Here is a 25052-nt window from a genome sequence, read left to right as displayed (position 1 = left end):
GACATCGGGGGTCGGGTATGCGAAAGATAGGGGACCCCGCGCACCCGGCAGAGCCCGTTGACCCTTGCTGCCTTCCGGCCCTGGGGGAGTTCACAGGATGCGCGCCGCGCGGGATCCACCACAGAGTGTAGACGGCCCCGAGCCGCTACCGGGATCCACCCCGGCCCGCGCCCGACGCCGCACGTCAGACCACGTCCAGTGCTACGGTCGCCCCCGCATTCGGCCACCGTCGGCAAAGGATCGGGATGAAACTCAGAAGGACAGCACACGCAGCGGCCCTCGCCGTCGTCGTCGCAGCACTGTCGGCGTGCGGCGGGAGCAGCGAAGACGCAGCCACGTCCGATGCGGTCAGCTGGGACGCGGCCGAGCCGTGCTCGCTCGCGGACGACGCGACGCTCGCACCGCTCCTGACGGCAGGCGCCGGCGAGGGCACAGCCACCGACAGTCCGGAACGTCGCGCGTGCACGTGGGGCAAACCGGAGGCGCTGAACACTGTGACCGTCACCACCACGAGCGCGCCGGAACCGGTCGACGCCCTGCGCACGATCGACGTCGGCGGACTCGAGGGCCGGGCGCTCGCCGAGAGCAAGTACCAGTGCATCCTCGAGGTCACCACCGACGCGGGCACGCTGTCGATCGAGTCGAAATTCGGCCTGGACGCGACCGCGAACCCGGACACGTCCTGCGACCGGTCCGTGTCCCTCGCCGAGCACGCCCTCAGCCAGCTGAAGTGGGCGTAGAACCGGCAGCCACCTGGTCGTTTAACGGTGAGCCGTCGTCGTTGGGTATGCTCCTCCACGGAGGATTCGCCTAGTGGCCTATGGCGCTCGCCTGGAACGCGGGTTGGGTTAACGCCCTCAGGGGTTCAAATCCCCTATCCTCCGCCACAGGAACCCCTGTGAACCGCTGAAACGTGGTTCGCAGGGGTTTCTTGCATCTCCGGGCAAACCAGGCGGCGCCGCCCTCGGACCGCCGTTTGCAGACCCGTCCGCGCCGACAATCCCAGGCCACGACAGGCACAACCCGTTATCTCCCTGTTATCGTCTCCGGTGCAGCGTTCGCTGTGCAGTGTCTGTTACGAGATAAAAGGACATTCGGATGGCGATACGTCGCACCCGCGCGCTGATCGTGGGCCTGGTCGCAGTGTTGGCATCGGGCCTCGTGTCCGTACTGGCCGGAACCGGCATCGCGCATGCCGACTCGGCCCTGATCTCGGTGTACTCACCGTCGATGGACAAGGACATTCCCGTCAAGGTGCTCAAGGCCGCGGGTGGCGGTCCCGCGCCGACGCTGTACCTGCTCGACGGTCTGCGCGCGCCGGACGACAACAACGGCTGGCTGATCGAGACCGACGTGGAGAATTTCTTCGCCGGCAAGCACGTCAACGTGGTCATCCCGTTCGGCGGCGGCGGCACCTTCTACTCCGACTGGCTGCGTGACGACCCGAAGCTGGGCCGCGTGAAGTGGGAGACCTTCCTGACCAACGAACTGCCCCCGGTGATGGCTTCGCAGTTCGGCAGCGACGGCGTGAACAACGCGGTCGCGGGTCTGTCGATGAGCGGTACCTCCGCGTTGAACCTCGCCATTCACCGCCCCGACTTCTACAAGGCGGTCGCGTCCTACAGCGGGTACCCGACGGCCAGCTCGCCCGGCTTCGCGCAGGGCATCCAGGTTTCGGTCGCCCAGATGGGCGGCAACGCGCAGAACATGTGGGGCTTCTGGCCGTCCGCAGCCTGGATCCGCAACGATCCGCTGCTCAACGTCGGCGCACTGCGCGGCAAGTCCGTCTACATCTCGTCCGGTGCGGGTTCGGCGGCAGGCGATCCCACCGTCGACCCGGACAGCAAGTCGTTCGACCCGGTGAAGTTCTCGCAGACGGTTCCCCTCGAGACCGCCTCGGGCCTCAGCAGCAAGGTCTTCGTCCCCGCGGCGCAGCGCGCAGGCGCCAAGCTGCAGACGCACATCGCCGACGAGGGCCTGCACACGTGGAACTACTGGCAGGACCGCCTACACGAGTCCTGGGCCAACACGCTCGCGCCCGCACTCGGCACGTCCTAGTCGAGGCGTTCGCACCTCCTGAACTCCGCCACAGCGGCCCCCGATCTCCGGATCGGGGGCCGCTGTCGTTCGCCGCGGTGTTTGATGTGTGATGTGCCGATCGACGACAGCAGGCAGATGCTCGTGCTGGCGGTGGTGCTGTCCGCGCTGGCCGGCTACGTCGACGCGCTCGGATTCATCACGCTCGGCGGGTTCTTCGTCGCGTTCATGAGCGGCAATCTCACCCGGTTCAGTGTCGGGTTCGCGGACGGGTCGTGGGCGCATGCGCTGACGGCCGCCGCGGTGATCGGCACGTTCGTCCTCGGCTGCGCCCTGGGCGCCGTGGTCGTGCACCTGTCCGATCGCAGGCGGCTGCCCGTCCGGACGACGGTGCTCGCCGTCGTGTCCGGACTTCTGATCGCAGGCGCCGTCGCCGCGACCGTCGGGGCGAGCACCGTGGCCGTCGGCGCGATGCTGCTCGCCATGGGCGCGGAGAACTCCTTCTTCCAGAAGGACGGCGAGGTCACCATCGGCCTCACCTACATGACGGGCGCCCTCGTGAAGATGGGCCACCGGCTTGCCGCGGCGCTGTTCGGCGGGCCGCGGTGGGCGTGGCTACGACATTTCGCGCTGTGGGCAGGCCTGGTGGCAGGAGCTGTGACGGGCGCTCTCTCGCACCACTGGATCGGGTTGGACGCCCTGTGGTTCGCCGCCGGACTGTCGGCGGCGCTGACCGTCACCGTCCATCTGCGGATCGACCGCGCTACTCGCCGCCCGCAGTTGTCGTGACCGGGTTGCCTGCGGAGTCGAGGGTCCACCACACGCTGCCGACCGCCTGCCCGTATGCGTCACCGGGTTCGTTGTCATCCTTGTACCGGTACACGGGTCGCCCGTTCACGGTGAGCTGATGGGTGCCGTCCGCCGCGGGGATGGTGTCGATGACGACTTCCTGCAGCCCCTGCACCGTCGGGTTCTCGGTGACGGAGGTGACCGGCGGCCACGACTGCAGGCACGTGTCGCGGCACGAACTGGCACCGGAGCCGACCTCGTCCTTGTCGTACACGTAGACCGTCATCCCGCCTTCGTCGACCATCACCTCGCCGAGCGTCGTCGGTCCCATCTTCAGGACGGGTGTTCCGGGCAAGGCCGGTGGGGACGTCGGCGTCGGGGACACCGGGGCGTTGCCGCCCGTGTCACCGGAATCCGTGCGGTCGTAGGCGCAACTCGAGAAGGTCAGGCTGACGGCGACGATCGCTGCCAGCGCCCATGTTCGTCTCATGGAGTCCTCGTTCTCTGTGACGGCGAAGTGGCGGGCCTCCTGGGGAACCTCTGCGGACCCGTACATACAGTTCACCTCGAGTTGCGTGCCGGTGCGGGCACTTCGGGCGATGTGACGGGCCCGCACGTGTCGGTATCCGTCATTAGGCTCCTGTGCATGGGCTGGTACACGCCGACCTCGCCGGCACCCGACCTCGCCGGCACGCTCGTGTGCGGGTGGTCCGCGCGCACGCAGGGCGAGCATCTGCTGGTGCCGGACGCGTGCATGGACATCCTGTGGATCCGGGGTGTGGGGATCCGGGTGTGCGGTCCCGAGACCACGGCCTGGTCGTTCACGCTGCCGCCGGGCACCGAATCCGTCGGTGTCCGTTTCCGTCCCGGCGCCGGCTCGCATCTGCTGCGGACGTCGGCGGCCGAGGTCCGCAACATCCGGGTCGGCCTCGGCGACGTACTCGGGTCCACGTGGGAACGGACACTGACCGACCGGCTCGACAACGCGTCCGGCCACGCGGAACGAATCACCCTGTTCGAGAACGCCGTGCGCGCGTGGCGGAGCCGCGGGCCGGAGGCCGACCCGCTGATCGGCACCGTGCGGCGGGCCCTGGCCCGGCAGTCGTGGAACGTGGGCGCGCTCGCCGACGCCGCCTCCGTCACGGAGCGGCAACTGCAGCGGCGATGCAACGACGCGTTCGGATACGGTCCCGCGACGCTCCGCGGAATCCTGCGGCTGCAACGGTTCATGGCGCTCGCGCAGTCGGGACCCGGACGGGTCTCGCCGCACTCGCCGCCACCGCCGGCTACAGCGACCAGGCGCACCTGTCGCGGGAATGCCGGCGGATCTCCTCGCTCACCCCGTCCGAGCTCCTCGCCAGCGAGGCCCCCGACTGGCACGGAAACGAATCCGTCGTCGATGTCGGAAATGTTCAAGCCGTCGGGCCCCGGACGGGGGAAGAATCGGCAGCATGACCTCGACAACCGAAACCCCCGCAGCCCACTACCGCGACCTCGCCGCGAAGTTCACGAAGCGCGTCGAATCCGTGCCCGCCGCACGCTGGGACGACGCGTCTCCGTGTGACGGCTGGACGGCCCGCGACGTCGTGCGGCACGTGATCGACACACAGCGCTACATCGTCACCGTCGTCGATCTGGAACTGCCGGAGCCGCCGTCCGTCGACGAAGACCCGGTTGCCGCGTGGGCGGCAACGCGCGACGGCATGCAGGAGATCCTGGACGATCCGGCCAAGGCGGGCCGCGAGTACGACGGGCATTTCGGCCGCACCGAACTCGGCAAGACCGTCGACAGCTTCTACTGCTTCGACCTGGTGGTGCACGGCTGGGACCTCGCGCGGGCCACCGGCCTCGACGAGACCATCCCTGCCGACGACCTGGCCTGGGTGGGTGGCGTCGCGGAGCAGCTGGGCGACAACATCCGCACGGCCGGAGTGTGCGGCCCGGCCGTGGATGTCCCCGCGGACTCCGACGAGCAGACCCGGGTCCTGGCCTTCCTCGGCCGCAAGGCCTGACGGTCCTTCCACCTCACCCCTGCCCGGCCGCGCTTGTAACCTCGAGTCATGAGCGTGCCGGGCAGGATCGCCGCGCTGACGGCGGTGTCACTGGCCGCGGCGCTGCTCGGCGGTGACGTGGTCGCGGTGGCCGATCCCGAACCCCGGGGTGCGTCCGGACTGCCCGCCCGCGGCCTGGTCACGTCGGCGCCGCTCACGTCGGCGCTGATGTTCGCCGGGACCTCCGGCGAGGCCACCCCGTCGCAGCGGGTTCCGGGTGCGGAGTCGGACGGGATGTCGGCCACCGGTCACGACTTCGGCGAATACCCGTACATGCGGTACGAGGTCCGGTTCGGTCCGGACACCGCGGGCTCGGACGTGACGTGGCATGGACGTTCGGTGAATCTCGACGACCTCGCGATGCACGTGTGGGACGAGGAAACGCAGAGTTGGGGTGAGCCGGTCGCGACAGCGCAGCCGTCCGAGCCTGGCGGCCCGGTCACGCTGACCACCCGGATCGAGGGCGAGGACGCCGCGCAGATCCTCGTCATCGACAGCCCGCGACGGGACCGGAGTTTCCGCGAGGCCAACGCGACCGCCGACCAGCAGTTCGCCGACCCGGACACGTACGACTTCGCGTTGCAGCACATCACCGACACCCAGTACGTGTCCCGGGACCGGCCCGAGGTGTATTTCGACATGACCCGCTGGACCGCGGAGAACGCCGCCGAACGCAAGATCGCGTATTCGATGCACACCGGCGACCTCGTCCAGAGCTGGATACGTCCGGGGGCGCCCGAGTCCCGCGCGCGCCCCGAGTTCGAGGTGGCGGACCGCGCGATGGCGACGCTCGAGGACGCCGGAGTCCCGTACGGGGTCCTGCCCGGCAACCACGACAACCTGTGGAACGTGGGCGGACGGCTCATTCCCGGCGAGCACGAGAAGAACCACGCCCTCTACAACGAGTTCTTCGGTCCGTGGCGGTTCCGCGACCGGCCGTACTGGGGTGAATCCGTCACGGACACGGACAATTCGGCGCACTACGACCTGCTCGACATCGCCGGCGCGAAATTCCTGATGCTCTACATCGGCTACAACCCGCCCGAGCACGTCCTGCAGTGGGCCGAGGACGTGCTGGCCGCCCACCCGGACCGCAACGTGGTGATCGGCAGCCACTATTACCTGGACGAGGACGGCTCGCTGCGGATGAGCGGGTTCGGCGACATCGGTACCAGTGCCGGACAGCAGATCTGGAATCGGCTCGTCGTCCCGTTCGACACGGTGTTCCTGGTCCTCGCGGGGCACGTCGACGGGCAGACGACGGTCACCGACCGGAAGGTGGGCGACACCGACCGGAAGGTCGTGGAGTTGCTGGCCGACTACCAGTACTTCACGGTGAACGGTCTCCGCGAGACCGGCTTCCAGCGACTGCTGCAGTTCGACGTCGACGGTGGAGCCCTCGCGGTCACGACGCACTCCCCGACCCTGGACAGCTTCCGGGTGGAGGACTTCGATCCGCAGCGCCGCTACGCGGCCGGTGACGGCGACTTCCTCACCGACGTGGAGTTGCGGGCCGACCTGCCGCGCGCCGTCATCCCCGCGCCCTGAGATGGAGTCGATCAGCTGCGCGACAACCGGCACGTCGTCCGGGCCGCGACGGACGAACTGATGCACGCCCTCATGACGCTGTCGGGCCAGGAGTACGTGGACGACTACGCGCTCAGGCGACCGGCGTAGCGACGGCGCGCGTCACCAGATCGGCGATGAGCCGCTCGGTGTCGACGCCCTCGAGCACCCCGGGCAGCGTCAGGTGCTCGACGATGAGCGCATTCATCGCGAGGTAGAGCATCAGCACGGTGCTGCGGTCGCCGGGCAGTCCCGAGCCGAGGTGAAACCCGATGTCGCGCTCCAGGTTGCCGGAGATGGTGCGCGTCAACGTGGTGCGTAACTCGGGTCGACGGACCGCTTCGAGCCGCAACTCCTGCAACGCGAGGTAGCCCGTCCGGTCGCCGGTGATCCGGCCGAACAGTCCCTGCATGTACTCGATCACGAGGTCGAGATTCTGCGGCTTACGACCGCTTTCCTCTATGACCGCGGGGTCGGGGCCCATCCGCTCGTGAATACGCTTGCCGACCTGGTCGAACAGGTCGTCGCGGCTGGCGAAGTAGTTGGAGGCCGTCCCCTTGGGCACGTTCGCCTCGACGTCGACGGCACGGAAGGTGAGGCCGCGCGCACCCTCTCGCGCAAGCACTTCGATCGCTGCGTTCACGAGTGCGGCACGTCGTTCCGGATTCTGCGCCATCGACACTCCTCGAAAAAGGACTTGCAACCACTGCAGTCATAGTACTACAACTGGAGTAATTACCGACTGCGGGAGGACTCACATGCGAAAACTCGTCTACTACGTCGCCACCACCATCGACGGATTCATCGCCGGGGCCGACGGTTCGGACCCCAGCGGCACCGTCTTCGAGCTCGAGGGTGATCACATGCCCGCGATGATCGCCGAGTACCCCGAAACGGTCCCCACCCATGTGCGGGCAGCGATGGGAATCGATGCCCCCAACCGGCATTTCGACACACTGCTCATGGGCCGCGCCAGCTACCAGCCCGGCCTCGACCTCGGCGTGACCAGCCCGTACGCGCATCTGCGACAGTACGTGTTCTCGACGACGATCACCGAGTCGCCCGACCCGGACGTTCAGATCGTCTCGGGCGATCCGATCGAGAAGGTGCGCGAACTCAAGAAGGAGGACGGCAAGGACATCTGGCTGTGCGGCGGCGGGAAGCTGGCCGCCGCGGTGCAACCCGAGGTCGACGAACTCCGGATCAAGCTCAACCCCGTGGCGATCGGCACCGGCATTCCGCTGTTCGACGGCGAATTCGACCCCCAGCGGTTCCGGCTGACCTCGACCCGCGCATTCGAGAGCGGGATGATTTTCCTGACGTACGTTCGCCGATAACCGGAGTCACACCCGCCACTTGCGGCGACACGGGCACCTGACGCATGTATTGATTCAATACGTAAGTAATGTTCGAGGCATGCGCGAACGCCGGTACTCGTCCACCAGCCCCGAACACCTGGCTGCGGCCCTGTTCGACGTCGCGGCCGAGTCGGGCCTCGAGGGCGCCAGCGTGCGCGAGGTCGCCAAGAGGGCGGGTGTGTCCATCGGCGCCGTGCAGCACCACTTCTCCACGAAGGACGAGATGTTCGCGTTCGCGCTGCGCACCCTCGTCGACACACTGCTCACCCGCCTGGCGGATATCGACCGCGGCGGCGACCCCGCCGAGGACCTGTTCGCCGCGATGTCGCAGTTGCTCCCCCTCGACGAGCCACGGTCGCGGGAAGCGCACGTCAGGGCGGCATTCGCCGTCCGGGCGGCCACCTCCCCGTCGCTCGCCGAGATCCGGCGCACCACCCTGTTCACCATCCGCACCGGACTGTCCGCGGTGCTCATCGCGATCGGCACCCCGGAAGCGGAAACCCGTGCGGCGCTTCTCCTCGCCACCGTCGACGGCCTCGCCCTCGAGGCGATCGGCAGTCCGGACCTGTACCCGGCCGAGTACCTCGAGCACGCCCTGAACGTCCAGATCGGCATGATTCTGCAGGGCGCCGACGTCGTGCCGTCGTCGTCGATCGAACTGGCCAGCTGATCCCTCGACCCAATGTCACATCCGTCTCGTCAGAGTGAACCGCTGCCCCGTCACGCGGAGGGCGCGGGACGGTTCGCGCCCAGCCCCTCCGGCGACCTGCACCTCGGCAACCTGCGGACGGCCGTGCTGGCATGGCTGTTCGCCCGGTCCACCGGCCGTCGATTCCTCCTGCGCGTCGAAGACCTGGACCGCGTCCGCGACGGCGCCCGGGACCGGCAACTGGCCGACCTCGCGGAACTCGGTCTCGACTGGGACGGCGACGTCGTGTCGCAGTCGCACCGACTGCCGCGGTACGACGCCGCCATCGCCGAACTCCACGCCGCCGGCCTCACGTACGAGTGCTTCTGCACGAGAAGAGAAATCCTGAAGGCGGCGTCGGCCCCGCACGCACCCCAGGGCGCCTACCCGGGGACCTGCCGCAACCTGACACCGGACGAGCGTGCCGACCGGCTCGCCGGCGAGCGACCACCGGCCCTGCGTCTGCGCGCCGACGTCACGTCGTTCACCATCGACGACGTCCTGCACGGAAGCTACTCCGGAATGGTGGACGACCTCGTGCTGCGCCGCGGCGACGGAACACCCGCCTACAACCTCGCGGTGGTCGTCGACGACGCCGCCCAGGGGATCGATCAGGTGGTGCGCGGCGACGACCTGCTCTCGTCGGCGCCCCGCCAGGCATACCTCGCGGGACTGCTCGGGCTCACCGCCCCCGCGTACGCACACGTCGCGCTCGCCCTCAATGAGGACGGCAAACGGCTCGCGAAACGTGACGGCGCCGTCACCCTCACCGACCTGAAAGCGTTGGGACGCACACCGAGCGACGTCCTCGGGGTGCTCGCGGCGTCGCTCGGGCTCGCGGAACCGGGCGAGGCCGTGGATCTCGGGACCCTCCTCGTCCGATTCGACCCTGCCCGCCTGCACCGCGAACCGTGGGTGGTCAGGCCCCCGACGCCGCCGCGATCAGCATGATCACGAAGAACAGGATCCACCCGACGACGTAGGCGCCGCCGATGGCGATCCCGGCGATCGCGAGCCCACGGCCTTCCTGACCGGACTGCTTGATCTGGCCCAGCGCCACGATGCCGAGGATGATGCCGACAATGGAGCCGACACCGTAGAAGCAACCTCCGACGATCGACGTGATCAGCGACGCGATCGCGAGACCGTTCGTCCCGCGCGACTGCGGGTAGGGCGCGCCGTATGGGTTCGGGGCGCCGTACTGCGGGGCGGGGCCACCGTATTGGCCCGCCGCCCCGTACTGATTGGGGGCGCCGTACTGATTCGGGGTGCCGTACTGATTCGGGGCGGCGTACGGGTTGGGCGTCCCGTACTGCTGCTGGCTGGGGACCCCGTACTGGTCGCCGCCGTATTGATTCGGCGCGGCATACGGATTCGGAGACGTCCCGTACGCGCCCGGCTGCTGATAGTCGGGGTACTTCTCGGTGGGCGCCGAATACGTGGGATAACCGGATTCGTCGACCCCGTAGCCGTCGCGCGGCAAGGGCGGAACCTCGCCGTAAGTGGGTGGTGTCTGCCCGTTGTACGGATTCGAATCGTCCGATCCCCCAGAATTAGTCACGATAACCAGCGTAAAGCATCAAAACCGCAGGAGAAGAAGCAGACCAAAGGGAGGCGGGTAAAGGATTGTCCACGTAGTGTTTATTCGCACTGTCACGCGCGAGCACTCAACTCTTGCTGAGGGGATCACATGACGACTGGTGGATACGACCCTAACGACAAACCCGAAGGTGGTGACCAGGGCGGATACCCTCCGCGGGGCAATCCTCCACCGCCGCCCGGCGGATATCCGCCGCCCCCGGGGAATTACCCACCGCCGCCGCAGGGACCGCCGCCCGGCGGATATCCGCCACCGCCTCCCGGCGGAAACTATCCCCCTCCGCCCGGTGGAAACTACCCGCCGCCCCCCGGTAATTACCCACCGCCGCCGCAAGGACCCCCGCCCGGCGGTAATTACCCGCCGCCGCAGGGAAATTACCCGCCCCCTCCGCAGGGACCGCCCGGCGGATATCCGCCGCCCCCGCCGATGTCGGATTACGGCGCCCCGGGGCAGACGCAGGGACAGTTCTCGGTGGGTGACGCGATCGGCTACGGCTGGAACAAGTTCAAGGACAACGCGCTCATCTGGATCGGCATCCTGCTGATCGCCGCCGTCATCCAGGTGGTGCTGAACCTCATCTTCGGCGGCTTCAGCACGTCGTCCGACATGAGTTCGGCGTTCTCGGTGTGGCGCATCATCGGTTCGATCGTCACCACCATCGTCGGATACCTGATCAACGCGGCGCTCGTGCGGGGCGCGCTGCACGAGGTGGACGGCAACAAGCCGGCGTTCGGGTCGTTCTTCCAGTTCACCAACGTCGGGGCGATCATCATCGCCAGCGTCATCATCGGTGTCGCCTCCATCATCGGTTTCTTCCTGCTCGTCATCCCGGGTCTGATCGTTATCTTCCTGACCTGGTGGACGCTGCAGTTCGTCATCGATCAGAACGAGGATGCGATCACCGGCATCAAGTCGAGTTTCCGCACGATCTCGCAGAACGTCGGACCGGTACTGCTGCTGGCCCTGGCCCTCGTCGGCATCAACATCGTCGGTGCAATCCTCTGCGGCGTCGGACTTCTCGTCTCGATCCCGATCACGATCATCGCGTCGACCTACGCGTACCGCGTGCTCACCGGCCGTTACGTCGCGGCCTGACCGTTCGCTCCCCACGGGTGAGCGCGCTCCCGCCCCTCGGGCAGGAAGCGCGCTCACCCGTTTTGCTACTCCCGTCACTCGAGTCACTCCCACCCCTTGCGTAAGGTGCTCAGGCGTCATCCGAGACGATTCGAGGGGGAACACATGACTACTGGCGGATTCGATCCCAACCAGGGACAGCAACCGTTCGGCGGGCAGCAGTACGGGCAACCGCACTACAACGGGGCGGGGCAGCAGTACGGGCAGCAACAGTTCGGCGCACCACCGCAGTTCGATTCGGCGCAGCAAGCCGGCACCCAGCCGTTCGCGCAGCCCGACTTCGGATTCACCCCGTCCCGGCCGGGCGAACTCCTTCCCCGCCTGGGCGCGCGGGTGATCGACGGCCTGATCGTCGGCATTCCGACGGCCGTGGTCACCATCGTCATCTCGCTGGTGCTGGGCACCTTCCTGGGCAGTGCCCTGGGCGCGATCCTCACCGCCGCCGCCGCCGTGGGCTACTTCGTGTTCTTCGAGACGACGCGGGGCCAGACCGTCGGCAAGCAGGTTCTGGGTCTGCGCGTCGAGGGCCCGGACGGCGGACTGCCCACCCAGCAGCAGTCGCTGACCAGGAACGGCTTCTACGTCCTCGCCGCGCTCGGCGGGTTCCCGTTCCTCGGGTTCCTGTTCGGACTGGTCGGGTTCGTCACGGCGATCGTCATCGCCGTGACGATCAACGGCAGCCCCACCAAGCAGGGCAAGCACGACGAACTGGCAGGCGGCACGCGCGTCGTCCAGGGTTAGCCCCAATACCGTTCAGTTAGTGAACAAGGATGGTGCATTTCGGCGGCTGGGTGGGTTGTGGATGGTGTTGATGGTGTGCGCGTTTGGCTGCCCACTTGAGGACTTTGCGTTTGACGACCCGGGGGTTGGCGCGGTGGCGGCGTGCGGGGTTGATTCGGCGCAATAATTTGTCGATGCCGTGGTTCCACAATCTCGTGGCAGCGTTGTGGTTATGAGGGGGAAAAAGAGCTGTGGGACAGGGATCGTCGGGCGATCCGCAAGGCGGCGACGAAGGAGACCCGGTCCGGGTCGTGACCGCCGGCGGTCGCGGCATCGAGCATGAGCGTGCGGATGGCGTAGTGGCAGCACAGGTGCCCCCAGATTTCCTGCTGCACCAATGGTGGGGCCTTCGACCGCAGCACGGCGCGTGGTCCGCGCTGATGGGTTTTCAGCTCGTCGAGGGTGTTCTCGATTTCCCACCGTTGGGCGTAGGCGAGGGCCAACTCTTCTGCAGGTGCATCGGAGGGGTCGAGGATCGTGGTCAGCAGCCGGTACTGCTCGGGGTTCTCCCGCCCGTCGTCGAGGGTGTAGTCGATGACGCGCACCGTGAGCGGTGTTCGTTGCCGCCGATTCTTTCCGGAGGTGGGGATGATCTGCGCCAGCCAGGATCCGTCGTCGAGGGTCTCGAGGTGCCGAGGCGAGAGGGTCGATTTGACCCTCCACAGCAGGTCGGCGCCGGTGGCGGCGGCCCGGGTCCACATGTCGAATCCGTACAGGCCGCGGTCGGCGAGCAGCAGCATCCCGGGTTCGAGGGTGTCCATCAGATCGTGCGCCAGCTCCCGCTCGGAGGTGCGGCACGATCCGATCGCGGCGTCGAATACCGCGTGGGTGCCGCACTCGGCGACCGCCACCAACCGCGCCTGCGGGAACGCGGACTGCTCGCCGCGACTCGATCCCGGCCGCCCGAAATGCTCGGCGTTGGCCGGGGTGTCGGGCAGGTCGAGGCAGGTCCCGTCGAGGGCCACCAACCGGCGCCCGGCGAGCCAGGATCCTGGTGTACCCGTGTCGGCGAGAGGTCGTGCGACACGGCGGAACAGCTCCCGCACCGGTTCGTATCCCAGACGTGAACGGGCCTGAAATATGGCCGATTTCGTCGGCGGCGACCAGGACTGTGACCATCCCGACGACCACGACAAACCGTCGGTGAGCTGCTCGAAGACCTCCTCGTAGGAGCCTTGCGAATTCAATGCCATGCCGATCGAGAAGTACGCCGTCACGCGAGCGGTCAACGTGCGACTTCGCTGCTCCCTGCGACCGCATTCCGCGATCACCTCATCGACCAAGGACGCGGGAAACACCCTGGTCAGCAACCCCACCGACACCACATCCGACAACCGCCGATCCGAGACCGGCTTCACCCATCCACTCCGAGGCACACCTCATCGTATCGCAACCATCACTAACTGAACGGTATTGGGGTTAGCCCGGCACGGCCATCGCGCGGGTGAACGTACCTTTCAACGCCTCAGATCGGACAAAAGGTACGTTCACCCGTTCCTGATTCGCGCCTCTCCCCGTGCAAGTGCTTGGATTGCGGCGTGACAGCCTCAGATCAGCAGACCAAGCCAGACCACGCGACGTTCGCGCACGTCAGCCGGGGGTACTACCCCACGTTCGTTGCCCTCTTCACGGCGACGCTGCTGATCTCGAATATCTGCGCGACGAAAGGCGTCGCATTCTTCGCCGACTCGTCGCTCACCATCGGCCCGCTGCAGATCCTGCCGGTCATCACCGATGGCGGCTTCTTCCTGTTCCCGCTGGCCTACATCCTCGGCGACGTGCTCAGCGAGGTGTACGGGTTCAAAGCGACGCGACGCGCGATCTACCTGGGCTTCGGTGCCCTGATCCTCGCCGCGTTCTGCTTCTGGCTCCTCATCGAACTGCCGTCCGCCGACTTCTACGAGAACCAGGAGGCGCTGCGGTCCGTCGTCGGCGTCTACCCGCGACTGCTGCTCGCCGGGCTAGCCGGGTACTTCGTCGGGCAGATGCTGAACTCGGTGACGCTGGTCCTGATCAAGGAGCGGACCAAGGAGAAGCACCTGTGGGCGCGGCTCATCGGCTCCACCATCGTCGGTGAGTTCGCCGACACCCTGATCTTCTGCTCCATCGCCGCCGGCGCGATCGGCATCAGCACGTGGAGCGATTTCGTCAACTACGTGATCGTCGGATTCCTGTGGAAGACCCTGGTGGAGGTGCTGGTCATGCCGATCACGTACCGCGTCATCGCGTACGTGAAGAAGCGCGAACCCACCTACCAGCTCTGACCCGCACGTGAGTGGGAAAGCGTCCCCGGGGACGCTTTCCCACTCACGTGCGGTAGAAGCGGCCCAGCGTCTCGGCCTTGAACTCCTCGAAGTAGCCGCCCTCGATGCTGGCGCGGATCTGATCGACCAACCGCACCGTGAAGCGTTCGTTGTGAATCGTGCACAACGTGGACGCCAGCATTTCCTTCGCCTTGAACAGGTGGTGGATGTAGGCGCTGGTGTAGTTCGCGCACGTGTAGCAGTCGCAGTTCTCGTCGATCGGGGTGAAATCACGCCGGAAGCGGCTGGTGTTGATGTTGAACCGGCCGTCCGGGTGGTAGATCGCGGCGTTGCGCGCGACCCGCGACGGGTTCACACAGTCGAACGTGTCGGCGCCGTTCTCGATGGCCACGAAGACGTCGTCCGGCTCGCTGATGCCGAGCATGTGCCGCGGCTTGTGCTCGGGCAGCTCCTCGTTGCACCAGCGGACGATGGTGCCCAGGTTCTGCTTCTCGAGCGCCCCGCCGATGCCGTACCCGTCGAAGCCGCGTCCGCTCTCCCCGGTGATCGACTCCAGCCCCCGGCACGCCTGCCGCCGCAGGTCCTCGTACTGCGCGCCCTGGACGACCCCGAACAGCGCCTGGTACGGGCGGTGGGACCGCTCGGCGGTGAGCTTCTCGTGCTCGGCGATGCAGCGCACCGCCCACGCCTGCGTCCGCTCCACCGACTGCTCCTGGTAACCGCGGGTGTTCAGCAGCGTCGTGAGCTCGTCGAACGCGAACATGATGTCGGCGCCGAGCTGATGCTGGATCTGCATCGACACCTCGGGGGTGAACCGGTGCCGCGACCCGTCCAGGTGCGATTTGAACGTGACGCCGTCGTCGTCGACGGTCGCGAGGCGTTCCTTGCCCTTCGCGATGACGTCGTCGGAGCGCACCCCAACCGCTTCCATCGCGAGGACCTTCTTGAATCCGACGCCCAGCGACATCACCTGGAATCCGCCGCTGTCGGTGAACGTCGGGCCGTCCCAGTTCATGAACTTGCCGAGCCCGCCGGCCTCGTCCACGATGTCCGGTCCCGGCTGCAGGTACAGGTGGTACGCGTTGGCGAGCAGCGACTGCGCGCCCAGGTCCTTCATGCTCTCCGGCAGCACCGCCTTGACGGTGGCCTTGGTGCCGACGGCCACGAACGACGGCGTCGCGATGTCGCCGTGCGGGGTGTGAATGGTTCCGGTTCGGCCGAGCTGTCCGTCGAGTCGGGTGCCGACGGTGAAGAACGGATCGGGCGGGGTCGGGACTACGGCATTCACGGGTGTATCCAATCACGCGCGACATTTCCGGCGACACATCACTACTTCGTTCGAAAGTGGGTACAGAGAGTGTGACGATCCCATCCCCTCGACCGGAGGAACCGCCATGAGCGACGAGAAGACCGGCCATCGGATCGACAGGCGAACGTTTCTCTCGGGTGCCGCGGTCGCGGGCGGGGTGACCGTGATGTCGGGTCTCTTCGACCGTCGAGCGGACGCGTCGGAGCAACCGCTGCGCCGCCAGCCGAACAACTACGTGCAGCCCAACATCGTGTTCATCGTCGTCGACGAGATGCGGTTTCCCCAGGTCTTTCCGGCCGGTATCACCACTCCCGATCAGTTCCTGCAACGGTTCATGCCCAACCTCTACAAGTTGTGGGCGCCCGGGGTGAAGTTCACGCAGCACTACACGGCCGGGGTGGCGTGCAGCCCCGGCCGCGCATGTTTCGTCACCGGGCTCTACCCGCTGCAGAACTGGATGCTGCAGACCCGGACCGGCAATCGGGCGTCGCCGGTTCCGTCCCCGGCGATGGGGCGGGAGTTCCCGACGTACGGCAAGCTGCTGCGGCAGGCGGGGTACGTCACACCGTACGTCGGGAAGTGGCATCTGTCGCCGTCGCCGGACGAGGATTCGGGACTCGCCCCCGGCTACCTCGAGGAGTACGGGTTCGACGGACTGACGATGCCCGACATCATCGGATTGAACGGTGAGGGCTTCGAATTCGACGGGCACATCGCCGACCAGGCCGCGGCGTGGTTGTCGACGCGCAAACCCTCCGACGGCCCGTTCTGCCTCACGGCGAGCTTCGTGAACCCGCACGACCAGCAGTTCTTCTGGGCCGGAACGGAAGCGGAACGCTACCAGTCGCTGTACGCGAACAACGTTCCCCCGCTCAGCCCCGCCCGGACGTGGTCGGTGACCACCGGTGAGAGCGACCCGCCGCGGCTGGGCTACCCGTCCGTGCCGCCCAACTGGGAACCCGAGAAGGCGCTGCAGTCGAAACCGAGCACCCAGGTGTTCGCGCGGGAGTTCCAGGCGCTGGTGTGGGGCGGCGTCACCGACGACGTCCAGAACCTGTCGAACTACTACCTCCAGCCATACGGCCAGGGCACCGATCCCGACCGGCACATCGCGTTCGCGCCGTACACGTACTGGGAACGGGCACTGGACAGTTACACCAACGTGCTGTCGATGGTCGATCACCACATCGGCACCGTGATCGATTCGCTGCCGGAAGACGTCGCGGCGAACACCGTCTTCGTCATGACGTCCGATCACGGCGAATACGCCGGGGCGCACGGCTTCGTCGCGGGCAAGCTGTCCACCGCCTACGACGAGGCGTTCCACATCCCGCTGATCGTCGCCGACCCGACCGGGCGGTTCACCGGCGACACCGACACCCCGCGCGGCCAGCTCACGTCGAGCGTCGACGTCGTGCCGCTGCTCGCGACGCTCGGCCACGGCGACCGGAACTGGATGTCCGGGGACCTGTTCGCGACGTACGCCGAGCGCGTCGACCTCCTGCCGCTGCTGCGGAGCAACGCCGCGGCAGGACGCGACCACGTCCTCCTCGCCACCAACGAGCACGCACCGCAGGGGATCAACTGGAACAACTCCCCCACCCACATCTACGTGCTGCGGACCCCCGAGGCGAAGGTCGCGGTGTACTCGAAGTGGTTGGGGCCCACCGCCTATGTCGACCCGGCGTCGTTCCAGTACGAGTTCTACGACTACGCCACCGACCGCGGTCGGGCGGAACTCGACAACACCTTCGATCACGACCCGCGCGGCCCCGCGATGGCCGCCCAGTTGATGACCCAGTATCTGCCGACTCAGCTCGCCGCGCCGCTGCCCCCGGCGTTCGCTCAGCAGAGCGCGGACGCGATGGCCCGGTACCTCACCTACATCCAGGTGATCAACCGGTACACCCCCGGCCAGATCGACCGCGAGGGCATCGACAAGCTGACCGCGTTCGGGGAGGTGTTCTGACGGATATGGCCGGGAAAATTGTTGCCGCCGTGCTGGTTCTGCTGATGTGGTCGGGTGGGGTCTCCGTCGCCTCCGCGGCCCCGCCGCCGACGGCGCAGTGCGCGTGGCAGTTCATGTCCAACTCGACGGTGCTGAATGTCGCGTTCCCCGACGCCAACGCGACGTACTGGGTTCTGCCCTACGCGTTGGCGTCCGGCGACACCATCGAACTGAGCGGCACCTACCCGGCCGCCCGCTATTTCTCGCTCAACACGTACGGAACCAACTTCGACACGGTCGACACGTTGCGCGACAACCAGATCGGGCCCGACCCGGGCAGCGGCAACCCTTTCACCGACGCCTCAGCAGGTTCGCTGCCTGCAACGCAGAAGCGCTGGCACGCGACGGTCGTGACCGGTCCGGCCGATCACGCGCGCAACCAGATCCAGGCCCTGCCCGCCGGGGCCGGCGCGCAGTCGGTACCCGTCGGCTTCCTCATCATCCGGGTGTACGTGCCCGACGATCCGGCATCACCGTCGGGCGGAGTCCCATTGCCCGACGTGACACTGACGTCCGCGGGCCGGACGTCGCCGGTGCCGACGTGCGGATCCGAATTCGACCCGTCCGCCTACGACAACGGCCCGCTCGGACAGGTCGCGGAGGCCGGCTTCGATCAGATCATCGCCGGCGCCGCGTCCGGCGCGTTCCCCGGCAACGTGCCCGAGGCGACGTTCGTGAACCCGGCGAGCACGTCGGGCCTGTTCCCCAACGGCGACAACAAATACGTCGGAGCGGGGCTGACCTATCAGCCCGGACGCATCGTCGTCGTGCAGGGCCGGGCGCCCACGTTCCCCGACACCCGTGCGGGACAACCCGTCACGGCACCCGGCCGCCAGGTGCGGTACTGGTCGATGTGCCAGAACGACCAGCTGACGCCCTACCCGGTCGTCGCGTGCGCCGCCGACTTCCAGACCCGCACCGACGGCGACGGCAACTACACGTACGTCGTCGCCGCACCTCAGGACGTCCCCGCCCGCGCCGCAGCCGACCCGACCGTCACCGTCATCCCCTGGGGCTCCACCGACGTCGCGAAGAAGGTGCTGTTCCTGCGGTACATGCTGCCGTCCGACGCCTTCTACCCGCAGTCGGTGCAGGCGTCGCAGAGCAATCACACCGACCCCGCCACCACGATGGGTCCGTACTATCCGCGCTCCGCCTACTGCGACACCGCCACCTTCGAGGCCGGCGGAAGCACTGCGTGCCTGTGAGTACTTGTTAACCGCCCGTGGTTAATAAGTACTCACAGGCGTTTACGCACTGACGAACTGGCTGTTGTAGAGACGGTAGTACGCGCCGCGGGTGAGGAGCAGGTCTTCGTGACTGCCCTGCTCGACGATGCGACCGTCCTCCATGACGACGATGAGGTCTGCGTCGCGGATGGTCGACAGCCGGTGGGCGATCACGAAACTCGTGCGATCGCTGCGCAGGACTGCCGTCGCATGCTGGACGAGCAGTTCGGTGCGGGTGTCGACGGAACTGGTTGCCTCGTCCAGGATCAGGATCGACGGTTGAGAGATGAAGGCCCGGGCGATGGTGATCAGCTGCTTCTCACCGGCGCTGATGTTGCTGCCTTCTTCGTCGATGACGGTGTCGTAGCCGTCGGGCAGCGAGTGGACGAACCGGTCGACGTAGCTGATCCGGGCGGCCGCCTGGATCTCTTCCTCGGTGGCGCCGGGACGTCCGTACGCGATGTTGTCGCGGATGGTGCCGCCGAACAGCCACGCGTCCTGCAGGACCATGCCGATGCGGGACCGCAGGTCGTCTCGCGACATCTCGGCGATGTCGACGCCGTCGAGGAGAATTCTGCCGCCGTCGAGTTCGTAGAACCGCAGGATCAGGTTGACGAGGGTGGTCTTGCCTGCGCCGGTGGGTCCGACGATGGCCACCATCTGGCCGGGTTCGGCGACCAGCGACAGGTTCTCGATCAGCGGCTTCTCCGGCGTGTAGCCGAACGAGACGTCCGAGAACTCCACCCGGCCCGAGACCTCGGCCGGGTTGGGTGCGTCGGCCGGGTCCGGGTTTTCCTCGTCCTCGTCGAGGATGGCGAACACCCGCTCGGCGGACGCCACACCCGACTGCATGAGGTTGACCATGGCCCCGATCTGGGTGAGGGGCTGGGTGAACTGGCGCGAGTACTGGATGAAGGCCTGCACGTCGCCGAGGCTCATGGTGCCGGACGCCACCCGCATGCCACCGAGGACGGCGATGGCCACGAAGTTGAGGTTTCCGAGGAACATGATCGCGGGCATGATCAGGCCCGAGATGAACTGGGCCCGGTAGCTGGCCTGGTAGAGCGCCTCGTTCTGCTCCTCGAACCGTGCCTCCACCTCACGGCCGCGGCCGAACACGGTGACCAGTTCGTGGCCCGTGTACGCCTCTTCCACGTGCGAGTTGAGCTCGCCGGTCGACTTCCACTGCGACACGAAGTGCGTCTTGGACCGTTTCGCGATCTGCGCCGTCACCAGGATCGACAGCGGCACCGTCAGCACGGCGATCAGCGCGAGCAGCGGCGAGATGACGATCATCATCACGAGGATGCCGATCACCGTCATCGCCGACACGATCAGCTGGCTCATCGTCTGCTGCAGCGACTGCGAGACGTTGTCGATGTCGTTGGTGACCCGGCTGAGCAGGTCGCCGCGGGAGTGGGAGTCGAAGTACCGCAGCGGAAGTCGGTGGATTTTCCGTTCGACCTCGGCGCGCAGGTTCTTCACGACGCCCTGCACGACGATGTTCAGCAGGAAACCCGACAGCCACATGAACACCGACGACCCCAGGTACAGGGCCAGCACGATCGCCAGCACCCGGCCGAGTGCCGTGAAGTCGATACCGACCCCGGGGACGACGGCCATGCCGGACACCATGTCGGCGAACGTGTTCTGACCGTCGGCCCGCAGCGCGGCGACGGCCTGATCCTTCGACATTCCGGCGGGCAACTGCGCGCCGATGATGCCGTCGAAGATCAGGTTCGTGCCCTGGCCGAGCATGCGCGGCGCGATCGACGTGAGCACCACCGACACGGCGGCGACGAGGAAAACGACGCCGACGGCGATCCGGTGGGGACGCAGCCGACGCAGCAGCCGCTTGGTGGACGGCCACAGATCGTGTGGCTTGGACCCCGGGGCTCCCGGAGCGACCGGTCCCGGAATACGCGGGCCGACGGGCCTTTCGGCGGTGGTGGTGGTTGCGCGATCGCTCATAGTGCTTCCTGGACCGATCGTTGGGATTCGACGATCTCGACGTAACACGGACACGTCTCGAGCAGTTCGTCGTGGGTTCCGATTCCGACCACCGCGCCGTCCTCGAGGACCACGATCTGCTCGGCCTCCACGATCGTCGAGACCCGCTGGGCGACGACGATGACGCACGCGTCCGAGGTCTCGGGTTTGAGTGCGGCACGCAGCCGGGCGTCGGTGGTGAGGTCGAGGGCGGAGAACGAGTCGTCGAACAGGTAGATCGACGGACGACGCACCAGCGCCCGCGCGATGGCGAGCCGCTGCCGCTGACCGCCGGAGACGGTCGTGCCGCCCTGCGCGACCGGGGTGTCGAGGCCCTCGGGCATGGCGCGCACGAAATCGGCGGCCTGCGCGATCTCCAGCGCCCGCCACAGTTCCTCGTCGGTGGCGTCGGGTTTGCCGTACCGGAGATTGGTGGCGACGGTGCCCGAGAACAGGTACGGCCGCTGCGGGACCAGTCCGATGCCGGCCCGCAGGACGTCCAGGTCGATGCGGCGCACATCCGTGTCGGACACGGTGACCGCGCCCGACGTGGCGTCGATGAGGCGCGGGATCAGCGACAGCAGCGTCGTCTTACCGGAGCCGGTGCCGCCGATGATCGCGGTGGTCTTGCCGGGTTCGGCGCGGAAACTGATGTCGCGCAACACGGGCTCGTCGGCGCCGGGGAACTTGAACTGGGCGTCGCGCAGTTCCACCACCCCGGGGTTCTGCAGCACGGTGACCGGATCGACCGGCGGCACCACGGTGGAGTCCGTGCCGAGCACCTCGCCGATGCGTTCGGCGCACACGGTGGCGCGGGGCGCCATCATCGCGATGAACGAGGCCATCATCACCGACATCAGAATCTGCATGATGTAGCTGAGCATCGCGGTCAGCGAGCCGACCTGCATGGTGCCGCTGTTGATCTCGTGACCGCCGAACCAGATGACGGCGACGCTGGTGACGTTCGCGATCACCATCACGAGCGGGAACATCACCGCCGTCAGCCTGCCGACCCGCAGGGCGGTCTGGGTGAGCTGCTCGTTGGCGTCGCCGAACCGCTGCATCTCGGAGCGCTCGCGGACGAACGCCCGCACCACGCGGATGCCGGTGATCTGCTCACGCAGCACCCGGTTGACCCCGTCGATGCGGGTCTGCATCTCCCGGAACGCGGGCACCATCCGCGAGATCACGAAACCCATGGACAGCGCGAGCACCGGCACGGTGACCGCCAGGATCCAGGCCAGTCCGGCGTCCTGCCGGATCGACATCACGACGCCGCCGACGCACATGATCGGGGCCATCACGAGAATCGTGCAGCTCATCACGACGAGCATCTGCACCTGCTGCACGTCGTTCGTGTTGCGGGTGATCAGCGACGGCGCGCCGAAACGGCCGAACTCCCGGGACGAGAAACTCCCGACCTGATGCATGACGGCGCGGCGCACATCGCGCCCGAAACCCATTGCGGCACGGGCACCGAAGAACACCGAACCGATCGAGCAGATGATCTGCACGACGGTGACGAGCAGCATCATGACGCCCGTGGACAGGATGTAGGCCGTGTCGCCCTTGGTGACGCCGTTGTCGATGAGATCGGCGTTAAGACTGGGCAGGTAGAGCGCGGCCGCGGTCGCGACCAGCTGGAACAAGACGACCGCCGTGAGCTCCCGCTTGTACGGGCGGAGGTACGTGGTGAGCAGGGCATTCAACATGGGCAGCAGCGATCCTGGCGGGTCATCATTATGTCCGAAGGTTACCAACAGAAACGACCGCAGGCCCGCGGATTTTCGGGCCTGCGGCCTTGTGCGCCTTTCTGGTAGCGGGAACTACCAAAAAGGCGCACGGGCGCGGAGCGCCTACCGGACGGGCTGCAGCGATTCGTCCGCGTCGTGCAGCACCTTCTTCAGCTTCTCGCCTTCGATGTCGACGTTGGGCAGGATCTTGTCCAGCCACTTCGGCAGCCACCAGGCCTTGTCGCCGAGCAGTGCCATCACCGACGGGATGATCACCATGCGCACGATGAAGGCGTCGAAGAACACGGCGGCCGCGAGGGCGAAGCCGATCGACTTGATGAACGAGTTCGGCTCGGCGATGAAGGCCGCGAACACCGAGATCATGATGACCGCGGCGGCGCTGACCACCCGGGCACCGTGGTTGAAGCCGACGGTGACGGCCTGTTTCGAGGTCGCGCCGTGCACGTATTCCTCCCGCATCCGGGTCACCAGGAACACCTGGTAGTCCATCGCGAGTCCGAACACGACACCGATCAGGAAGATCGGCATGAAGCTGACGATCGGCTGCGGGTTGGAGATGATGCCGCCCCAGCCTTCCTGGAACACCGCGACGGTGGCACCGAATGTGGCCGCGACGCTGAGGAGGAAGCCAAGCGTGGCGGTCAGCGGCACCAGCAGCGAGCGGAACACGAGCAGCAGCAGGAGGAAGGCCAGGCCCACGACCACCGCGAGGTACGGGATCAGCGCGTCCTGCAGCGTGTCGGACACGTCGCCTTCGAGCGCGGTCTGTCCGGTGACGCCGTAGTTGACGCCGATCGAGTCGTGCAGATCTGCCTCCGCCCCGCGGATGTTGCTCACCAGGTCCATCGTGGCCGGATCGCTGGGGGCACTGCTCGGCGTGACCAGGATCTGCGCGGTGTCGCCGGCCTTGTTGACGCCGACGACCTGCGCGTTGGACACGTCGTCCTGCGCGGTGATGGTCTTCACGACCTCACCGAACGCCTCCGACGGTGTGCCGGTGGTGACGTCCTTGGCGTCGACGACGACGAGCAGCGGACCGTTCTTGCCGGGGCCGAAGCCCTCGCTGACGAGGTCGTAGGCCTGCCGGGAGCTGGTGGCGGGGTCGCCGGTGCCTTCGCCGGGCAGGGCCAGGCTCAGGCCGGTCGCGGGGATGGCGAGCGCCCCGAGCACCACGACGCCGGCGATCAGCGGAATCGCGGGCCTGCGGACGACGGCGCTGATGTACCGCAGGGCGAGGCTCGGCTTGCCCTCGTCGTCCTCGAGGTCGCGACTGCTGAGGAACGGGATCTTGCCTGCGAACGCCTTCTTCCCGAACAGCCCGAGGATCGCGGGCAGGAGTGTCAGGGCGATCGAGACGGCGATGAACACCGTGAACGCGGCCGCGGCACCCATGTCGGAGAGGAACGGGATCCCGACGACGCGCAGCGCGATCAGGGCGATGATCACCGTGAGACCGGCGAACACCACGGCGGAGCCGGCGGTGCCGACGGCCCGTCCGGCCGCCTCCGAGCGGTCGTCCGTGAGGGTGAGTTCGTGCCGGAACCGGGACACGATGAACAGCGAGTAGTCGATGGCGACGGCGAGGCCGATCATGATGGCCAGCGTGGGTGTCATCGAGCTGAGGTCGGTGAATCCGGTGGCGACGGTGATGCCGAGGCTGCCGATCATGATGCCGATGATCGCGGTGATCAACGGCAGACCCGCGGCCACTAGAGAACCGAACGTCAGCGCGAGCACGACCGCGGCCACGCCGATGCCGACGAGTTCGGTGGAGCCGCCGGGCGGCTCGGCTTCGTTGGCGGCGGACCCGCTGATCTCGACGGTCAGTCCGGCGTTGCGGCCGGCGTCGGCAGCGGCCGAGATCTGGTCGCGCAGGGCCTGGTCGACGTCGCCCATGCCGCCCTTGAACGGCACCTCGACGTAGCCGACGGTCTTGTCGGCGTTCAGCGGCGACAGCGCCTGCGCGTTCGCGACGGCGTCCGCTTCGCTGATTCCCTTGTCGGCCGCCGTCGATTTCGCCATCTCGACGAGCTGATCGTTCGCCGTGACGGGGTTGACCAGCGCCTTCGCGGCGTCGGCGCCCGAAGCACTGGCGGGATCGACCTTGGCGGCGTCCTGGACCTGTTCGATGCCGCGCACCTTGGCGAGCACGGCGTCCATCGCCTGCTGACTCTGCTCGCTCTCGAGGGTCTGCCCCTCGGGTGCGGCGAACACGTAGCGCGCGCTGACGGCGTTCATCGGATCGCTGCCCGCGGCCTCGGGGAAGCGTTCGGCCATCAGGTCCTGCGCCTGCTGCGCAGGGGTGCCCGGGATGGAGAACGAGTCCTTCGTGGGCCCGGACAGCGTGGCCGCCCCGACGCCCATGAGCACCAGGATCACCAACCAGACGCTGAGGACCGCGCCTTTTCGCCGATAGGCGAATCTGCCGATCCGATAGAGATAGGTGGCCACGGGAGGCTCCTTGTGAGTCGGTGGAAAGAAGGGTGGTTCGGGGCA

Annotated in this window: 21 protein-coding genes, 1 tRNA gene, 1 other RNA gene and 1 pseudogene; 15 read left to right on the top strand and 9 right to left on the bottom strand. The window is 67.3% G+C overall.

Translation table 11 applies throughout. The annotated features are described in order from the left end of the window. Window positions 1-25: 25 nt before the first annotated feature. An RNA gene (gene ffs / locus CJ179_RS22025) (signal recognition particle sRNA small type) lies at window positions 26-120 on the bottom strand. A gap of 125 nt (window positions 121-245) precedes the next feature. Here ffs and CJ179_RS22020 point away from each other — a divergent pair. From CJ179_RS22020 to CJ179_RS22005, 4 genes are all read left to right on the top strand, one after another. Beyond that, window positions 246-740: a DUF3558 family protein gene (locus tag CJ179_RS22020; protein ID WP_095862901.1), complete on the top strand. Its 495-nt coding sequence runs from the start codon at window positions 246-248 to the stop codon at window positions 738-740. Window positions 741-799: 59 nt separating this feature from the next. Beyond that, window positions 800-887: transfer RNA gene (locus tag CJ179_RS22015), tRNA-Ser, on the top strand. 211 nt (window positions 888-1098) lie between these two features. Then, the gene (locus CJ179_RS22010; protein ID WP_095862900.1) at window positions 1099-2058 is read left to right on the top strand and encodes an alpha/beta hydrolase family protein; all 960 of its coding nucleotides are present in this window, start codon (window positions 1099-1101) and stop codon (window positions 2056-2058) included. Window positions 2059-2142: 84 nt separating this feature from the next. Continuing rightward, window positions 2143-2826, top strand: coding sequence for a YoaK family protein (locus tag CJ179_RS22005; protein WP_095862899.1), 684 nt, complete (start codon window positions 2143-2145; stop codon window positions 2824-2826). Here CJ179_RS22005 and CJ179_RS22000 read toward each other — a convergent pair. Next, entirely contained in the window at window positions 2801-3316 is a 516-nt protein-coding gene (locus CJ179_RS22000) for a hypothetical protein (RefSeq protein ID WP_072938473.1), read from the bottom strand. The two genes, CJ179_RS22005 and CJ179_RS22000, sit on opposite strands and share 26 nt — an antisense overlap. Before the next feature lie 156 nt (window positions 3317-3472). On the opposite strand from CJ179_RS22000, the pseudogene CJ179_RS21995 reads away from it, so the two are divergent. From CJ179_RS21995 to CJ179_RS21985, 3 genes and pseudogenes are all read left to right on the top strand, one after another. Continuing rightward, a pseudogene (locus CJ179_RS21995) lies at window positions 3473-4281 on the top strand (helix-turn-helix domain-containing protein). Continuing rightward, window positions 4278-4838: a TIGR03086 family metal-binding protein gene (locus tag CJ179_RS21990; protein WP_095862898.1), complete on the top strand. Its 561-nt coding sequence runs from the start codon at window positions 4278-4280 to the stop codon at window positions 4836-4838. The pseudogene CJ179_RS21995 and the gene CJ179_RS21990 overlap by 4 nt, the downstream one beginning before the upstream one ends. 48 nt (window positions 4839-4886) lie before the next feature. After that, complete coding sequence (locus tag CJ179_RS21985) at window positions 4887-6425, top strand: metallophosphoesterase (protein ID WP_095862897.1); 1539 nt, start codon at window positions 4887-4889, stop codon at window positions 6423-6425. Window positions 6426-6537: 112 nt separating this feature from the next. Here CJ179_RS21985 and CJ179_RS21975 read toward each other — a convergent pair whose 3' ends face one another. Continuing rightward, window positions 6538-7119 (bottom strand): TetR/AcrR family transcriptional regulator, encoded by a 582-nt coding sequence (locus CJ179_RS21975; RefSeq protein ID WP_072938280.1) that lies wholly within the window; start codon window positions 7117-7119, stop codon window positions 6538-6540. 82 nt (window positions 7120-7201) lie between these two features. Between CJ179_RS21975 and CJ179_RS21970 the strand changes: the two genes are divergently transcribed. The 3 genes from CJ179_RS21970 (at window position 7202) to gluQRS (ending at window position 9440) form a co-directional block, all read left to right on the top strand. Then, on the top strand, window positions 7202-7780 hold the full coding sequence (locus CJ179_RS21970) for a dihydrofolate reductase family protein (protein WP_095862896.1): 579 nt from the start codon (window positions 7202-7204) through the stop codon (window positions 7778-7780). A gap of 79 nt (window positions 7781-7859) precedes the next feature. Next, window positions 7860-8471 carry a TetR/AcrR family transcriptional regulator gene (locus CJ179_RS21965; RefSeq protein WP_095862895.1) on the top strand — a complete coding sequence of 204 codons (612 nt, stop codon included), beginning with the start codon at window positions 7860-7862 and terminating at the stop codon, window positions 8469-8471. A gap of 12 nt (window positions 8472-8483) precedes the next feature. Further along, window positions 8484-9440, top strand: a complete 957-nt coding sequence (gluQRS, locus tag CJ179_RS21960; protein ID WP_095862894.1) for a tRNA glutamyl-Q(34) synthetase GluQRS — start codon at window positions 8484-8486, stop codon at window positions 9438-9440. On the opposite strand, the gene CJ179_RS21955 is transcribed toward gluQRS, so the two are convergent. Beyond that, on the bottom strand, window positions 9409-9972 hold the full coding sequence (locus CJ179_RS21955) for a DUF4190 domain-containing protein (RefSeq protein ID WP_072938289.1): 564 nt from the start codon (window positions 9970-9972) through the stop codon (window positions 9409-9411). The genes gluQRS and CJ179_RS21955 overlap by 32 nt on opposite strands. Window positions 9973-10179: 207 nt before the next feature. On the opposite strand from CJ179_RS21955, the gene CJ179_RS54055 reads away from it, so the two are divergent. Together CJ179_RS54055 and CJ179_RS21945 are read left to right on the top strand one after the other, a co-directional pair. After that, window positions 10180-11184, top strand: coding sequence for a hypothetical protein (locus tag CJ179_RS54055; RefSeq protein ID WP_257015700.1), 1005 nt, complete (start codon window positions 10180-10182; stop codon window positions 11182-11184). Window positions 11185-11328: 144 nt separating this feature from the next. Then, window positions 11329-11964: an RDD family protein gene (locus CJ179_RS21945; RefSeq protein ID WP_072938295.1), complete on the top strand. Its 636-nt coding sequence runs from the start codon at window positions 11329-11331 to the stop codon at window positions 11962-11964. 209 nt (window positions 11965-12173) lie between these two features. Here the strand turns inward: CJ179_RS21945 and CJ179_RS21940 are convergent, their stop codons facing one another. Continuing rightward, window positions 12174-13379 (bottom strand): IS4 family transposase, encoded by a 1206-nt coding sequence (locus CJ179_RS21940; RefSeq protein WP_095861877.1) that lies wholly within the window; start codon window positions 13377-13379, stop codon window positions 12174-12176. Window positions 13380-13541: 162 nt separating this feature from the next. Here CJ179_RS21940 and CJ179_RS21935 point away from each other — a divergent pair, with 162 nt between their 5' ends. Beyond that, window positions 13542-14267, top strand: coding sequence for a queuosine precursor transporter (locus CJ179_RS21935; RefSeq protein ID WP_095862892.1), 726 nt, complete (start codon window positions 13542-13544; stop codon window positions 14265-14267). Window positions 14268-14310: 43 nt separating this feature from the next. Here CJ179_RS21935 and tgt read toward each other — a convergent pair whose 3' ends face one another. Then, the gene (tgt, locus tag CJ179_RS21930) at window positions 14311-15555 is read right to left on the bottom strand and encodes a tRNA guanosine(34) transglycosylase Tgt (RefSeq protein WP_095862891.1); all 1245 of its coding nucleotides are present in this window, start codon (window positions 15553-15555) and stop codon (window positions 14311-14313) included. 106 nt (window positions 15556-15661) lie between these two features. Here tgt and CJ179_RS21925 point away from each other — a divergent pair, with 106 nt between their 5' ends. Together CJ179_RS21925 and CJ179_RS21920 are read left to right on the top strand one after the other, a co-directional pair. After that, the gene (locus CJ179_RS21925) at window positions 15662-17545 is read left to right on the top strand and encodes a sulfatase-like hydrolase/transferase (RefSeq protein WP_072938304.1); all 1884 of its coding nucleotides are present in this window, start codon (window positions 15662-15664) and stop codon (window positions 17543-17545) included. A gap of 5 nt (window positions 17546-17550) precedes the next feature. Beyond that, window positions 17551-18792 carry a hypothetical protein gene (locus CJ179_RS21920; RefSeq protein WP_095862890.1) on the top strand — a complete coding sequence of 414 codons (1242 nt, stop codon included), beginning with the start codon at window positions 17551-17553 and terminating at the stop codon, window positions 18790-18792. A 42-nt stretch (window positions 18793-18834) separates the two neighbouring features. On the opposite strand, the gene CJ179_RS21915 is transcribed toward CJ179_RS21920, so the two are convergent. The 3 genes from CJ179_RS21915 to CJ179_RS21905 all read right to left on the bottom strand — a co-directional run bounded on the left by CJ179_RS21915 (window position 18835) and on the right by CJ179_RS21905 (window position 25007). Then, on the bottom strand, window positions 18835-20784 hold the full coding sequence (locus CJ179_RS21915; RefSeq protein ID WP_072938308.1) for an ABC transporter ATP-binding protein: 1950 nt from the start codon (window positions 20782-20784) through the stop codon (window positions 18835-18837). Then, on the bottom strand, window positions 20781-22514 hold the full coding sequence (locus CJ179_RS21910) for an ABC transporter ATP-binding protein (RefSeq protein ID WP_095862889.1): 1734 nt from the start codon (window positions 22512-22514) through the stop codon (window positions 20781-20783). Before CJ179_RS21910 ends, CJ179_RS21915 begins: the two co-directional genes overlap by 4 nt. Before the next feature lie 144 nt (window positions 22515-22658). Beyond that, on the bottom strand, window positions 22659-25007 hold the full coding sequence (locus CJ179_RS21905) for an MMPL family transporter (protein ID WP_095862888.1): 2349 nt from the start codon (window positions 25005-25007) through the stop codon (window positions 22659-22661). Window positions 25008-25052: the final 45 nt, after the last annotated feature.

It is taken from the genome of Rhodococcus sp. ACS1, assembly GCF_002300155.1.
Taxonomy (GTDB): domain Bacteria; phylum Actinomycetota; class Actinomycetes; order Mycobacteriales; family Mycobacteriaceae; genus Rhodococcus_F; species Rhodococcus_F koreensis.
Note: the sequence above shows the minus strand (reverse complement) of the source record. Positions and strands in the feature narration are given on the sequence as shown.

Coding starts and splice junctions, on each gene's coding strand:
- CJ179_RS22020 (WP_095862901.1), top strand. CDS start 246: ATGAAACTCAGAAGGACAGCACACGCAGCGGCCCTCGCCGTCGTCGTC.
- CJ179_RS22010 (WP_095862900.1), top strand. CDS start 1,099: ATGGCGATACGTCGCACCCGCGCGCTGATCGTGGGCCTGGTCGCAGTG.
- CJ179_RS22005 (WP_095862899.1), top strand. CDS start 2,143: ATGTGTGATGTGCCGATCGACGACAGCAGGCAGATGCTCGTGCTGGCG.
- CJ179_RS22000 (WP_072938473.1), bottom strand. CDS start 3,316: ATGAGACGAACATGGGCGCTGGCAGCGATCGTCGCCGTCAGCCTGACC.
- CJ179_RS21990 (WP_095862898.1), top strand. CDS start 4,278: ATGACCTCGACAACCGAAACCCCCGCAGCCCACTACCGCGACCTCGCC.
- CJ179_RS21985 (WP_095862897.1), top strand. CDS start 4,887: ATGAGCGTGCCGGGCAGGATCGCCGCGCTGACGGCGGTGTCACTGGCC.
- CJ179_RS21975 (WP_072938280.1), bottom strand. CDS start 7,119: ATGGCGCAGAATCCGGAACGACGTGCCGCACTCGTGAACGCAGCGATC.
- CJ179_RS21970 (WP_095862896.1), top strand. CDS start 7,202: ATGCGAAAACTCGTCTACTACGTCGCCACCACCATCGACGGATTCATC.
- CJ179_RS21965 (WP_095862895.1), top strand. CDS start 7,860: ATGCGCGAACGCCGGTACTCGTCCACCAGCCCCGAACACCTGGCTGCG.
- gluQRS (WP_095862894.1), top strand. CDS start 8,484: ATGTCACATCCGTCTCGTCAGAGTGAACCGCTGCCCCGTCACGCGGAG.
- CJ179_RS54055 (WP_257015700.1), top strand. CDS start 10,180: ATGACGACTGGTGGATACGACCCTAACGACAAACCCGAAGGTGGTGAC.
- CJ179_RS21945 (WP_072938295.1), top strand. CDS start 11,329: ATGACTACTGGCGGATTCGATCCCAACCAGGGACAGCAACCGTTCGGC.
- CJ179_RS21925 (WP_072938304.1), top strand. CDS start 15,662: ATGAGCGACGAGAAGACCGGCCATCGGATCGACAGGCGAACGTTTCTC.
- CJ179_RS21920 (WP_095862890.1), top strand. CDS start 17,551: ATGGCCGGGAAAATTGTTGCCGCCGTGCTGGTTCTGCTGATGTGGTCG.
- CJ179_RS21915 (WP_072938308.1), bottom strand. CDS start 20,784: ATGAGCGATCGCGCAACCACCACCACCGCCGAAAGGCCCGTCGGCCCG.
- CJ179_RS21910 (WP_095862889.1), bottom strand. CDS start 22,514: ATGTTGAATGCCCTGCTCACCACGTACCTCCGCCCGTACAAGCGGGAG.